General features: G+C 60.9%; 9 protein-coding genes and 1 tRNA gene. All 10 read left to right on the top strand.

Translation table 11 applies throughout. The features are described 5' to 3' along the window. Positions 1–395: 395 nt before the first annotated feature. The 10 genes from AACW18_RS20515 (at position 396) to AACW18_RS20470 (ending at position 13,513) form a co-directional block, all read left to right on the top strand. Positions 396–1,727 (top strand): glutamine synthetase family protein, encoded by a 1,332-nt coding sequence (locus tag AACW18_RS20515; RefSeq protein WP_218292058.1) that lies wholly within the window; start codon positions 396–398, stop codon positions 1,725–1,727. A 356-nt stretch (positions 1,728–2,083) separates the two neighbouring features. Further along, positions 2,084–3,445, top strand: coding sequence for an aspartate aminotransferase family protein (locus tag AACW18_RS20510; protein ID WP_218389697.1), 1,362 nt, complete (start codon positions 2,084–2,086; stop codon positions 3,443–3,445). A gap of 54 nt (positions 3,446–3,499) precedes the next feature. Next, positions 3,500–4,597 carry an extracellular solute-binding protein gene (locus tag AACW18_RS20505; RefSeq protein WP_042644596.1) on the top strand — a complete coding sequence of 366 codons (1,098 nt, stop codon included), beginning with the start codon at positions 3,500–3,502 and terminating at the stop codon, positions 4,595–4,597. 123 nt (positions 4,598–4,720) lie between these two features. Next, positions 4,721–5,800 (top strand): polyamine ABC transporter substrate-binding protein, encoded by a 1,080-nt coding sequence (locus tag AACW18_RS20500; protein ID WP_232018890.1) that lies wholly within the window; start codon positions 4,721–4,723, stop codon positions 5,798–5,800. Positions 5,801–5,876: 76 nt separating this feature from the next. Then, positions 5,877–7,031 (top strand): polyamine ABC transporter ATP-binding protein, encoded by a 1,155-nt coding sequence (potA, locus tag AACW18_RS20495; RefSeq protein ID WP_033129005.1) that lies wholly within the window; start codon positions 5,877–5,879, stop codon positions 7,029–7,031. Beyond that, positions 7,028–7,933, top strand: a complete 906-nt coding sequence (locus AACW18_RS20490) for an ABC transporter permease subunit (protein WP_042654408.1) — start codon at positions 7,028–7,030, stop codon at positions 7,931–7,933. Before potA ends, AACW18_RS20490 begins: the two co-directional genes overlap by 4 nt. After that, on the top strand, positions 7,930–8,772 hold the full coding sequence (locus AACW18_RS20485) for an ABC transporter permease subunit (RefSeq protein ID WP_042654407.1): 843 nt from the start codon (positions 7,930–7,932) through the stop codon (positions 8,770–8,772). The genes AACW18_RS20490 and AACW18_RS20485 overlap by 4 nt, the downstream gene beginning before the upstream one ends. 84 nt (positions 8,773–8,856) lie before the next feature. Continuing rightward, positions 8,857–9,585, top strand: coding sequence for an MOSC domain-containing protein (locus AACW18_RS20480; protein ID WP_218389696.1), 729 nt, complete (start codon positions 8,857–8,859; stop codon positions 9,583–9,585). 140 nt (positions 9,586–9,725) lie between these two features. Further along, a tRNA-Pro gene (locus AACW18_RS20475) sits at positions 9,726–9,802 on the top strand. A gap of 732 nt (positions 9,803–10,534) precedes the next feature. Further along, positions 10,535–13,513 carry a hypothetical protein gene (locus tag AACW18_RS20470; protein WP_218389695.1) on the top strand — a complete coding sequence of 993 codons (2,979 nt, stop codon included), beginning with the start codon at positions 10,535–10,537 and terminating at the stop codon, positions 13,511–13,513. The last annotated feature ends 5 nt before the right edge of the window (positions 13,514–13,518 follow it).

Raw genomic sequence — 13,518 nt, 5'->3', positions numbered from 1 at the left:
CCTGTATCCCGATTTGCACCAAATCCATGCAGGAGAGTGCAAATCAGGGCGGGCCTTGTACCAAAAAAATGCAGGCATGCAAAGCAGATCGGATAAGGACTGTGCGCCCTTGCAAAAAAATGGCCCTTTTCGGACAGGCCCTGACGGAGCCTGGCCCCCTGAGCGGCCCGCCGTTGGCACTGGGCTTGCAGTGAGCTGATGGTGATACAAGGTGTTTAGTATTTGGTGCCGGCCTGGTCATTATATAGGCCATTAATTATAGTTTTTTAAACACCACCGCTTGACAAAGGCCATTATCACGGGCTTTTATGGTGCTGTTGATTACATTTTTTTAACAGGGGTGTTCCATATATTAGACACCCTTGCCAATGACAACCGTAGAGTCGGGGTTTAACATGGACAGTATCAAGGGCTGGATGGAGAGTAATCGCATCACGGAAGTGGAGTGCCTGTTTCCGGACTTCACCGGCAATGCCCGAGGCAAGATCATTCCAGCCAATAAATTTCTGCGCGAGGGGGGCATGCGGCTACCCGAGATCATCTTCACTCAGACGGTGACCGGCGAGTATCCGGATGACGACAGCATGATAGACCCGCTGGAGCGGGACATGCAGCTCTACCCCGATCCCAACACCATTCGTTTCGTGCCCTGGGCGCTGGAGCCCACCGCTCAGGTGATCCACGATTGCTTCGATATCAATGGCAAGCTGATCGACATCGCGCCGCGCTCCGTGCTGCGCCGGGTCCTGTCATTCTATGAGAAGCAGGGCTGGAAGCCGGTGGTGGCCCCCGAGCTCGAATTCTACCTGGTCAAGCGCAACGAAGACCCCGACTACCCGCTGGTGCCGCCCGTGGGTCGCAATGGCCGCCCCGAGACTGCCCGCCAGTCGTTCAGTATCGATGCGGTCAACGAATTCGACCCCATCTTCGAGGACATGTACGACTACTGCGAGGCGCAGGAGCTGGAGGTGGACACCCTGATCCACGAGTCCGGTGCCGCCCAGATGGAGATCAACTTCCTGCACGGCGACGCCATCGACCTGGCGGATCAGGTGTTCCTGTTCAAGCGCACCATGCGTGAGGCGGCGCACAAGCACGGCATCTACGCCACCTTCATGGCCAAGCCCATGAGTGAAGAGCCGGGCTCCGCCATGCACATCCACCAGAGCCTGGAGGATGCCGAGGGGCGCAACCTGTTCGGCACGGACAATGGCGGCAACACCGAGCTGTTCATGCACTTCATCGCCGGCCTGCAGAAATATACCCCGGCCGTGACCGCGCTGCTGGCACCGAACGTCAACTCCTACCGCCGCCTCACCTTCGGTGAGAGTGCGCCGCGCAACGTGCAGTGGGGCGTGGAGAACCGTACCTGCGGCCTGCGGGTGCCCTTCTCCGAGGCCAGCGCGCGTCGGGTGGAGAACCGCTTCGCCGGCGCCGATGCCAACCCCTATCTGGCGCTGGCCGCGACCCTGGCCTGCGGCTACCTCGGCATGATGGAGAAGCTGGAGCCGATGCAGGAGATGAAGGCGAGCGCCTACGACCTGCCCTACAGCCTGCCCCGCTCGCTGGAGGAATCGCTGAGCCACCTGGAACAGTGCGAGCCCATCAAGGAGATGCTGGGCGAGCGTTTCATCCGCGCCTTCGTCGCGGTCAAGCGCAAGGAATACGAGACCTACTTCGGGGTGATCAGTCGTTGGGAGCGGGAATTCCTGCTGCTGAACGTGTGATGTCGGTGCGTGCAAGGCGCACGCAACCCCGACAGGGGGAGGTCGAGGCCGGCCTCTCCCGCCGAGAGTGAAAGCACCAAACAGCAACAAACCGGGTCGCACGCCGCGCATGATGAGTGGCGGTGCAGGGCGACGAGTACCCGCCGATCCCGTATGACGACAGCACCAAGCAGAAACAAACCGGGTCACACGCCGCTCGTGATGAGTGGCAGTGCAGGGCGACGAGTACCCGCCGCTCCCGTATGGCGATAGTACCAAGCAGCAGCAAACTGGGTTGCACACCACTCGAGGGTGGTAGTGCATGGAGGCTGATACCGGCCTTTCCCGCTCATATCGAAGGAACCGAGGAGCAAGCAATGCAGCACACCACTCGTGAGTGGCAACAACTGGATGCCAGCCATCACCTGCATCCCTTTACCGATTTTCAGGCGCTGAACAACAAGGGCAGCCGCATCATCACCAAGGCCGAGGGGGTCTATCTGGAAGACTCCGACGGGCGCCGCATCCTGGACGGGATGGCGGGCCTGTGGTGCGTCAACATGGGTTACGGCCGCCAGGAGCTGGTGGACGCCGCCACCAAACAGATGCAGCAACTGCCCTATTACAACCTCTTCTTCCAGACCAGCCATCCGCCCGCTGCCGAGCTGGCGACCCTGCTGGCCGAGATCACGCCGTCTCATCTCAACCACGTCTTCTTCACCGGCTCGGGTTCAGAGTGCAACGACACCGTGCTGCGCATGGTGCGCCACTACTGGGCCAGCAAGGGGCAGCCGGACAAGCAGGTGATCATCAGCCGCCACAACGCCTACCACGGCTCCACCGTGGCGGGGGCCAGCCTGGGTGGGATGAAAGGCATGCACGCCCAGGGCGGGCTGCCGATCCCCGGCATAGTCCACATCGATCAGCCTTACCACTTCGGTGAGGGGCAGGGGGTGAGCGCCCATGAGTTCGGGCTGGAGCGCGCCCGTCAGCTGGAGCTGAAGATCCTGGAACTGGGGGTGGACAAGGTCGCCGCCTTCATCGGCGAGCCCATTCAGGGGGCCGGCGGCGTCATCATCCCGCCCGACAGCTACTGGCCCGAGATCCAGCGCATCTGTGACAAGTACGGCATCCTGCTGATCGCCGACGAGGTGATCTGCGGTTTCGGTCGCACCGGCCACTGGTTCGCCAGCGAAGACTTTGGCATCAAGCCGGACCTGATGTGCCTGGCCAAGGGCATCACCTCTGGCTATCTGCCGATGGGGGCCGTGATGGTCGGCGACAGAGTCGCCAAGGTGCTGGTGGAAGAGGGGGGCGAGTTCAACCACGGCTTCACCTATTCCGGCCACCCGGTCGCCTGCGCCGTGGCCATCGCCAACATCCAGCTTATGCAGAGGGAGAGCATAGTTAAGCGAATTTATGATAGCATTGGCCCCTATTTGCAACGTCGCTGGAGCGAGCTTGCCGATCACCCGCTGGTGGGAGAAACCCGGGGTAAAGGCCTGGTCGCCGCGTTGGAAATAGTCCAGGACAAGCAGACCAAGCGTCGCTTCCCAGCCCAGCAGCAGGCGGGGATGACCTGTCGGGAGTTCTGCTTTAACAATGGCTTGGTGATGAGGGCGGTCGGCGATACCATGATCATATCGCCCCCCTTGGTGATCACCGAGGAACAGGTAGATGAATTGGTCAAACTGGCCAGGCTCAGTCTGGATCTGACGGCTGCGAAGCTGCTGGAATAGGCTGTACCCGAGCAGGTTGGCTTACGCATACAATTTGCTTAGGAGACAAGGACTATGTCTTTTAAAACGGGAATGCTGGCCGCCTCAGTGGCGCTGGTCATGGTCAGTACTGGGGCGATGGCCGATGACAAGGTACTGCACGTCTACAACTGGAGCGACTATATCGCGCCAAATACCCTGGAAGATTTCCAGAAAGAGACGGGCATCAAGGTCATCTATGACGTGTTCGACAGCAACGAGGTGCTGGAAGCCAAGTTGCTGGCAGGGAGTTCGGGCTATGACATCGTCGTGCCGTCCAACCCCTTCCTGGCCAAGCAGATCAAGGCCGGGGTGTTCCAGAAGCTGGACCGCGCCAAGCTGTCGAACTGGAAGAACCTGGACACTACCTTGCTCAAGGCGCTCGAGCCGAGTGACCCGGGCAACTTGTACTCCATCCCCTACCTGTGGGGCACCATCGGCTACGCCTACAACATCGACAAGGTGAAGGCGGTGCTGGGTGCCGATGCGCCGGTGAACTCCTGGGATCTGGTGTTCAAGCCGGAAAATATGGCCAAGTTGAAGGAGTGCGGTGTCTCCTTCCTCGACTCACCGACCGAAATGCTGCCGGCGGCCCTGCAATATCTGGGCTTCAAACCGGATAGCCAGAAGCCGGATGAGTTGAAGAAGGCGGAGGAGTTATTCCTCTCCATCCGTCCCTATACCGCCTATTTCCACTCTTCGAAATACATTTCGGATCTGGCCAACGGCAACCTGTGCGTGGCGGTCGGTTACTCCGGGGACTTGCAGCAATCCAAGTCCAGGGCGATCGAGGCCAAGAATGGTGTCAATCTGACCTATGTGATCCCGAAAGAGGGGGCAGGCAGTTTCTTCGACATGCTGGCCATCCCGGCCGATGCGAAGAACGTGGAAGAGGCCCATGTCTTCCTCAACTATCTGATGAAGCCTGAGGTGATTGCCAAGATCTCGGATGCGGTCAGCTATCCGAGCGGGAACAAGGCCTCGGTGCCGCTGGTCTCGGAGGCGATCCGCAACGACCCGGGTATCTACCCGAGCGATGAGGTCCTGGCGAAGCTGTACGTCTTCCCGGATCTGCCGGCCAAGGTGCAGCGTCTGATGACCCGCAGCTGGACCAAGATCAAATCAGGCAAGTAAGTGACGAGTGCCCCTCCCGGTCCGCAGTTCGGCCGGGAGGGTAGTGACCACCCGAATAGGTTGGACGGCGTGTATGGATGCGCGACTGGCAAAATCACAATATGAGGACTGATCAAAGTGCACATGACCAAGATAGCAACGCTGGCCCTGACCCTGGGGTTTGCAAATCTGACCCAGGCAGCCCCTGTGGTTCATTTTTACAACTGGTCCGATTATATCGGCGAGACCACCCTCAGTGACTTTCAGCAGAAGACCGGGATCAAGACCGTCTACGACGTGTTCGATTCCAATGAGACGCTAGAGGGCAAGCTGCTGACCGGGCGTACCGGTTATGATCTGGTCGTGCCTTCCAACAATTTCCTGGCCAAGCAGATCCAGGCGGGGGCATTCCAGAAGCTGGATCCTGCCCAACTGCCCAACATGGTCAACCTGGATCCCCTGCTGCTCAAGCAGCTCGACAAGGTGGATCCCGGCCATCAGTACGCCGTGCCCTACCTGTGGGGTACCAACGGCATCGGTTACAACGTCGACAAGGTCAAGGCGGTGCTGGGGGTCGACAAGATCGATTCCTGGGCGATCATCTTCGAGCCGGGCAACATGGAGAAGCTGTCTCATTGTGGCGTCGCCTTCCTCGATTCGGCCGATGAGATGATCCCGGCCGCGCTGAACTACCTCGGCCTCAACCCCAACAGCCATGATCCGGCCGATCTCAAGCGTGCCGAGGAGCAGTTGCTGAAGGTGCGCCCCTATGTGGCCTACTTCCACTCCTCCAAGTACATCGGCGATCTGGCCAACGGCGACATCTGCGTGGCGGCCGGCTTCTCCGGTGACATCCTGCAGGCGGCGGCCCGGGCCAACGAGGCAGGCAAGGGGATCAATATTGCCTACAGCATCCCCAAGGAAGGCGGCAATCTCTGGTTCGACATGATGGCGATCCCGGCCGATGCCACCAATGTCAAAGAGGCACACGCCCTGATCAACTATATTCTCGAGCCGCAGGTGATCGCCAAGGTGAGCGACTATGTGGGTTATGCGAACCCCAACACCAAGGCGGGAGAGTACATGGAGAAGCGGGTGCGCGATGACGAATCCGTCTATCCCCCCCAGGCGGTGCTGGAGCGGTTGTATGTGCAGGAGTCACATCCCCGTTCGGTACAGCGCCTGATCACCCGGAGTTGGACCAAGATCAAGTCCGGAACCTAACCTTGGCGCCCACCCCGGGGCGCCAGATTGTCTTTATGGATCGGCCCCGGCCGGTATCACGTGTGGGAGTTTGGTAATGGCGATAGCCTCCAGTGCCTATAAAAAAGCCCTCGAGGGCAGCCAGCAGCGTAAAGAAGTGCTGGTCAAAATAGATCGGGTAAGCAAGCAGTTCGACGAAACGCTGGCGGTCGATAACGTGTCTCTCAACATCCATAAAGGCGAGATCTTCGCCTTGCTGGGTGGCTCCGGCTCCGGCAAGTCGACCCTGCTGCGGATGCTGGCTGGGTTCGAGCGCCCCACCGAGGGACGGCTGTTCCTGGATGGCGTCGACATTACCGACATGCCGCCCTATGAACGTCCGATCAACATGATGTTTCAGTCCTACGCCCTGTTCCCCCATATGACGGTGGCGCAGAACATCGCCTTCGGCCTCAAGCAGGATGGTCTGCCCAAGGCAGAGGTCGATGCCCAGGTCGAGGAGATGCTCAAGCTGGTGCAGATGACCCAGTATGCCCGTCGCAAGCCCCATCAGCTCTCCGGTGGCCAGCGTCAGCGGGTGGCTCTGGCCCGTTCCCTGGCCAAGCGCCCCAAGTTGCTGTTGCTGGACGAGCCCATGGGGGCGCTGGACAAGAAGCTGCGCTCGCGGATGCAGCTCGAGCTGGTGGAGATCATCGAGCGGGTCGGCGTGACCTGCGTCATGGTGACCCACGATCAGGAAGAGGCCATGACCATGGCCGAGCGGATCGCCATCATGCACCTGGGCTGCATCGAGCAGATCGGCAGCCCGATGGACATCTACGAGACCCCGGCCAGCCGGCTGGTGTGCGAGTTCATTGGCAACGTCAACCTGTTTGACGGCCTGCTGGTGGAGGACGAACAGGACCACGCCACCATCGCCTGTGCGGATCTGGAGCAGCCCATCTACGTGGGTCACGGCATCAGCTCTCGCGCCGAGAACAAGAAGGTGAGTTATGCCCTGCGGCCGGAGAAGCTGCTGATGAGCACTCAGAAGCCGAGCGATCTGGAGCACCCCGACTTCAACTGGACCAAGGGGCTGGTCTACGACATCGCCTATCTGGGCGGCCACTCCGTTTATCACATCCAGCTGCCCTCGGGCAAAATCGTTCAGGCTTTCATCGCCAACGCCGAACGCCACGGCAAGCGGCCGACCTGGGATGACCAGGTGTTCCTCTACTGGGAAGATGACAGCGGCGTGGTGTTGCAATCATGAAGGCATTGAGACGACTGAAGCGACTGGGCGGGCGCCAGCTGGTGATCGGCATCCCGTTCTTCTGGCTGTTCCTGTTCTTCCTGCTGCCCTTCATCATAGTGGTGAAGATCAGCTTCGCCGAAGCGGACGTGGCCATCCCGCCCTACACCGATGTGGTGAGCTGGGCCGATGACCAGCTCACCATCCTGCTCCACCTGGGCAACTACCTGCTGCTGCAGGAGGATGATCTCTACATCGCGGCCTATCTGGGCTCCCTCAAGATGGCCCTCATCAGCACCATTCTCTGCCTGCTGATCGGTTATCCCATGGCCTATTCCATCGCCCGGGCCAACAAGGAGACCCAGACCGTTCTGCTGCTGCTCATCATGATGCCGACCTGGACCGCAATCCTGATCCGGGTCTACGCCTGGATGGGGATCCTCAGCAACAACGGCCTGCTCAACAGCCTGCTGATGGGCATCGGCCTGGTCGACGAGCCGGTGCAGATCCTCAACACCAACCTGGCGGTCTATATCGGCATCGTTTACTCCTACCTGCCGTTCATGGTGCTGCCGCTCTACGCCAACCTGGTCAAACATGATCAGAGCCTGCTGGAGGCGGCCTCGGATCTCGGTGCCCGCAACCTGACCCGGTTCTGGCGGATCACGGTGCCGCTCTCCAAGAACGGCATCATCGCCGGCTGCATGCTGGTGTTCATTCCCGTGGTGGGCGAGTTCGTCATCCCCGAGCTGCTCGGCGGCCCCGAGACCCTGATGATCGGCAAGGTGCTGTGGCAGGAGTTCTTCAACAACCGCGACTGGCCGGTGGCCTCCGCCCTGGCGGTGGTGATGCTGGCGGTGCTGATCGTGCCGATCATTCTGTTCAACCGTAACCAGGCCAAGGAATTGGAGGGGAAAGTATGAAGCGCTTCGGTTTTGCCAAGCTGATGCTGTGGCTGGGGCTGCTGTTCATCTACCTGCCCATGGTCATCATGGTGATCTACTCCTTCAACGCCTCCAAGCTGGTGACGGTGTGGGGAGGCTGGTCGCTGAAGTGGTACTTCGGCCTGCTCGAGAACAAGCAGCTGATAGGCTCGGTGCTGCGCTCCCTGGAGATCGCCTGCTACACCGCCATCGCCGCGGTGGCGCTGGGGACCACGGCCGCCTTCGTGCTGACCCGGATACCGCACTTCCGTGGCCGGACCCTGTTCGGTGGCCTGGTGACGGCGCCCCTGGTCATGCCGGAGGTGATCACCGGTCTGTCGCTGCTGCTGCTGTTCGTGGCCATGGCCCAGCTGATTGGCTGGCCGGCCGAGCGGGGCATGCTGACCATCTGGATAGCCCACACCACCTTCTGTACCGCCTATGTGGCGATAGTGGTGTCGGCCCGGCTGCGGGAGCTGGATCTCTCCATCGAGGAGGCGGCCATGGATCTGGGGGCCAAGCCCTGGAAGGTGTTCTTCCTGATCACCATCCCGATGATTGCGCCTTCGCTGGCGGCGGGCGGCATGATGTCGTTCGCCCTGTCGCTGGATGATCTGGTGCTGGCGAGCTTCGTCTCAGGCCCGGGCTCCACCACCCTGCCGATGGAGGTGTTCTCGGCGGTGCGACTCGGAGTGAAACCCGAGATCAACGCGGTGGCCAGCCTGATCCTGCTGTCGGTGTCGCTGTTTACCTTCGGCAGCTGGTATCTGATGGCCAAGGCGGAGAAACGCCGTCGTGCCGAGATTGCAATGACCACCCAGATGCAGGCAGTCGCCTGACGTCATTTGATGCAGCAACGCGGCTTGCGCCAAAGCATCGACAGCCCCTAAGATCCGCATTCTCTCATCCAGCAGGAGGACAGAATGCGGATCTCCCTCTTTATCGGCCAGAGTGCCGAGTTGAACGCCGAACTGGTTCCCGGCCTGGTATCGGCCATCCACAAGCAAGCAGCGGACCGACCCCTGTGGTGCAGCTTCTCGGGTCTGGACGGTGATGAACAGAGCGACCAGCGTCATCACGGTGGCCCGGACAGGGCGCTGCATTACTATCCCGCCGATCACTATCCCTGGTGGCAGACCTGGCAAACCGCGCTGGGTTTGCCCGCACCCCGTACCCCCTGGCAACCGGCGGCCTTTGGCGAGAACCTCTCCGGCCTCGGCCTGACCGAGGCGCAGGCCTGCATCGGCGATGTCTACCGGCTCGGCGAGGCGCTTGTTCAGGTAAGCCAACCGAGATCCCCCTGTTTCAAGCTGAACCAGCGTTTTGGCTATCCGCACCTCTCGCAGGTGATGCAACTCAACGGCCGCTGCGGCTGGTTGCTCAGGGTGCTGGAGGAGGGGTGGGTTGCCCAGGACGAGGAGCTGTTGCTGGTCGACCGGCCCTATCCCGAGCTGACGGTGAAGCGCACCGCCGACATCCTGTTCAACCAGGTCCGCAACGAGGGGGAGCTGCAGCTGTTGCTGGACAATCCGGCCCTCTCCCCTAACTGGCGCCAGCATGCGGCCCACTGGCTGGAGCACGGGGTGGTGGCCGATTGGCGAAAGCGGCTGCTGGGGCCGGTCGAATTCCAGCTGCCGACGAAAGGGGTATGACACCACGCTCATGTGGCGCCGCTTGCCACGTTTTGCGCAAAGCGCTGCATTGTTGAGCGGAAAGCGGCTTTTTTTCATCAGAAACAAAAAAAGGCTTGTGTCATGTCGGGGCTTTCGGTAAATTCTCGCCCCGCAGACATCGGTGTGTAGCGCAGCTTGGTAGCGCACTTCGTTCGGGACGAAGGGGTCGGAGGTTCGAATCCTCTCACACCGACCACATTAGAAAAGGCCGCTCCATGAGCGGCTTTTTCGCATTTGATATACCCCGGTTCTGTGGGGCATTTCTTCTGGATAGCCTCTTCATTGCCCTCCCTCTCTCAGTGCATTCCCCCTCATGCAACGGTACATCCCTCGGGGTGGTCAGGCGCATCCAGTTCAGTCATCCCCTTGCGCCAGGCACTCTGCTCTTCCACGGCCTTCGCCAGCGCCAGACCCTCGTCGGCGGTCTGCTGGACCTTTCACTGGGCGTCCGCATCATAGCTTCGACCCACATCGACCTAGACGCTGCCATCGAGGTGGACGATTCCGCGAGGCGCCGTATGACCGCCTGATCGCTATGGTCTGCCAGTCGACGATACTGGCCAGCTCGAGATTCCGCGCAGCGGCCGCTCGACGAGCGGCATGGAGCAGACTCTCAAGCCGAATCTAGGGCCGGTGCCGCCTCAGGCACCGGAACCCGCTGTACCAATAGCGAGACAGTGTGCGCCAGGCTCGGTTGGTTCAGTTATCAACGACTTGCGGTTAGCCACGACCAGTCGGGCGTGTCAGCTGTCTCATCCCTGTGACAGGCCCTCGTTTCAGTGGCTCGTAAGTCCTTGTTTTTCCACACCACACCCATCGGCACAGGGCTTGCTATCAAGGTCTCGTCATGACGACCGGCGGTTGCAGGTGATCGTGTCGATCGGCGCCACCCGGCCACACAAGGAAAGACGTCAAAGGAGACATCGATATGTTAGTCAATAAACGATGGATGACGACGCTGGGAGCCCTGCTCACGCTAGGGCTGCTCGGCGCGACGCCGGTGCAAGCCGCTGACCCCGTTGGGGTGCAGACCACCTTGGAGGGATGCCGCAAAGACGCGGGCTTCACCTTCCCCGATGGCGGTCCCTACATTTGCCCCGACACTGACTACACCACCGGCAACCTCGGCAAGACGTGGAACGAACTCGACCTCGTTCCTTACCGCATCACGCTGCAGGCCGGCAACTCAGCCCCTGCCAACCAGACATACACCCTTGGCGTGGTGCTGGACAACGAGGATGCAAGCCGCCCCGGATATGACATCCTGTCGACCCCGGTGCTGAACCTGGCCAAGTCGAGCGCGTCCTGCCAAGCCGTTCAGTCGACGGCGCAAACACCTAAGGTGCCCGGCGTCGGTGGAACCGACGTCTCCATTTACCGGCTGATCACGGTCACACAGGCGGAAAACACCACCTGCGTCTACGACTACTACGGCCGACTGGCCCTGGGTTCGCATCTGTTCCCGGGCTCGTCGCTGCACGCCAACCTCCTGGCCGAAGACCTCGGTACGGGCGGCGCTGGCGCACGGGACGTTTCGATCCCCGTCAAGGAGATCGAGCCGCAGGAAATCTCGAAGACGATGACCGCGCACCAGGGGTCGGAGCAGACCTGGAATATCTCCAAGGGAACCGAAGATACGTTGGACTTCGGCAACGTCTGCCGCAGTGACGCGCCAGAGTCTCTTCCCGTCCAGATCACTGTCACCTGGACCAAGGCGGAGGTCATCGGCGGCAAGGTTGCGGTCAACATAGTGCTGAACGCGAAGAATCCGGCCGCACGTACCATCACCATCGACTTGACGGACAAGCTGTACAAGGGCTCGAACAACTCTGGAGCCTTGCTCGGCACCTTCAACAAGGGTCCGTTCGATCTCGCTGCCGGCTTCAACGGCATGGTCGCCGAATTCACAGAGGAATTCGATGCGGCGACGGCGGGCAAGGTCGGTGACTGGCTGCACAACGAGGTGTCAGGGACCTATACGGATAAGGCAACTGGCATCCCGGTCCCGGGCACGACGACGGCGGTTGCGGACGCGCAGATCCAGCAGGGTGCGGTCACTAATGCCTCGACGACCATCAAGGACGTGGAGGACATCGACGGCGTGGGCCTGATGTATGCAGTCGGGGCTCCGTCGTTTGGCGGCTTCCTGGATGGCTACCTCGCGGATACGCAGACTGACGGCGTGGTCACCTGGGAGGCGACCGGCCTGACAGACGGTGGCTCCATCACCTTCAACAAGGAGGTTTACCTCGACGATCCGAAGCGCGTCACGACGGGCATGCTGAGCGATATCGCCTATCTGTCCGCCTCGGACGGGTTCATTGCCCAGACCGATCAATTGCAGATACCCATCGCCTCGTCGGTGAAGGCCAAGCTCACTATCCAGAAGAGCATCCCGAGCTTCCTGGATACGGGCGAAAAACTCGAGGTGACGTTCCACATCACCCGCGCGGATGATCCGACGTTCAGCAAGACGAAGGTCATCACCTTTACCGGTGGTGGCGCGACGACAGAGTCCGTCACGGCGTGGGGCCTGGTGCCCGATCTCTACTACGTCGAGGAGCAGGGCAACATGTTCTTCGCCGCAGGCAGCGACACGGGTGAGCCCGCCAATCTGGTCGACAAGCGCGATCCAGCCGTGTACCCGAACCCCAGGCCGGTAGATCTCCGTCTCGAGGAGGGCATTGCCACGCATTGCGCGGCGACTGCCGACTTCCAGAATGAACCAGGGGATCGCCTTGCCTTGGCGCAGGTGCAGAAGACCACCGAGCCGCTACTCGAAAGCTCGGACGACGACTATGACTGGACCTTCAGTCTGTATGGTCCGGGCGGTGGCTTGCTGAGCACGCAAGTGGTTGGCGCCGGTGCGGGCTACGGCATGTTCCAGGGGGCGGGCGGCGACTTGGAGCTGCTGGCCGAGGGCACCTACACAGTCGTGGAGACGACCAAGACGGGTTGGGACCTGATCTCGGCCGATCCGGACTCGGTTCCGAAGGACCAGATCTGCGACTTTACGGTTGACTACCCCGAGGATATTGGCAAGACGTTCTCTTGCTCGTTCCTGAACCGCAAGCTTGGCAGGGCGCAAGTCCTCAAGACCATGAACGGCCTCCCCGACCTGGGTAGCTACTCGTTCATCTTCGTGCTGCGGCAGGGTGCCACACCCTCGGTTAACGGCCTGACCCTCGAGTCTTTGTCGGCCAATACCGGGAACGGCGGCACTCTGGCGTTTACGACGGCGCTCGTCCCGAACCAGATCTATCAGATCTGCGAGATCATGCTGCCGGGGTGGCTCAGCAACTTCGGGACCTTCGTTCCGAATGCGTTCATGCCGCCGGATGGAGTGGTCATCAACCCGAATGTCGACAACAGTATTCTCTGTGGCAATTTCTCGGTTGGCCCGGGCGAGACGAAGGTGTTCACGATCGACAACACCCAGCCCCCGGGTGGCCGCGCGTTGACCATTGGCTACTGGCGGAACTGGGCGTCCTGTTCCAAATCCAACGGCAAGCAAGAACCCGTGCTCGATCAGACGCTGGCATCCTTTGCCGGTGGTGGCGTCTACATCGGCAAGCTGTTCGTGGATACCTGCCAGGAAGCGGTACGCATCCTGAGCAAGCAGGACGTCGGGACCGGCAAGCAGAAATCGAGTGATCCGGCGTTCAACATGGCAGCGCAACTGCTTGCAGCCAAGCTGAACGTGCAAGCCGGGGCCGGCCAGTGCCCGAACGCGGTCACGGCTATGGTCGCGGGCCAGGCCATTCTCGATGGACCGCCGCCTAGCTATGCGGTGAACTTCACCGGGACGGGCGATTATCCGAAGAAGGGCCAGTTCGCGACCGAGGCGAACAACCTCGGCACGACGCTGGATCAGTACAACAACAACTACCTGTGCACAGGACCGTAACGGCG

This window comes from Aeromonas sp. sia0103, from assembly GCF_963895295.1.
GTDB classification, from domain to species: Bacteria; Pseudomonadota; Gammaproteobacteria; order Enterobacterales; family Aeromonadaceae; genus Aeromonas; species Aeromonas encheleia.
This window is presented reverse-complemented; position numbering and strand designations above follow the sequence as displayed.

Excerpts from the sequence above, each read along its gene's own strand:
- AACW18_RS20470 (WP_218389695.1), top strand. The coding sequence starts at position 10,535 with ATGTTAGTCAATAAACGATGGATGACGACGCTGGGAGCCCTGCTCACG.
- AACW18_RS20510 (WP_218389697.1), top strand. The coding sequence starts at position 2,084 with ATGCAGCACACCACTCGTGAGTGGCAACAACTGGATGCCAGCCATCAC.
- AACW18_RS20480 (WP_218389696.1), top strand. The coding sequence starts at position 8,857 with ATGCGGATCTCCCTCTTTATCGGCCAGAGTGCCGAGTTGAACGCCGAA.
- AACW18_RS20490 (WP_042654408.1), top strand. The coding sequence starts at position 7,028 with ATGAAGGCATTGAGACGACTGAAGCGACTGGGCGGGCGCCAGCTGGTG.
- AACW18_RS20515 (WP_218292058.1), top strand. The coding sequence starts at position 396 with ATGGACAGTATCAAGGGCTGGATGGAGAGTAATCGCATCACGGAAGTG.
- AACW18_RS20485 (WP_042654407.1), top strand. The coding sequence starts at position 7,930 with ATGAAGCGCTTCGGTTTTGCCAAGCTGATGCTGTGGCTGGGGCTGCTG.
- potA (WP_033129005.1), top strand. The coding sequence starts at position 5,877 with ATGGCGATAGCCTCCAGTGCCTATAAAAAAGCCCTCGAGGGCAGCCAG.
- AACW18_RS20500 (WP_232018890.1), top strand. The coding sequence starts at position 4,721 with ATGACCAAGATAGCAACGCTGGCCCTGACCCTGGGGTTTGCAAATCTG.
- AACW18_RS20505 (WP_042644596.1), top strand. The coding sequence starts at position 3,500 with ATGTCTTTTAAAACGGGAATGCTGGCCGCCTCAGTGGCGCTGGTCATG.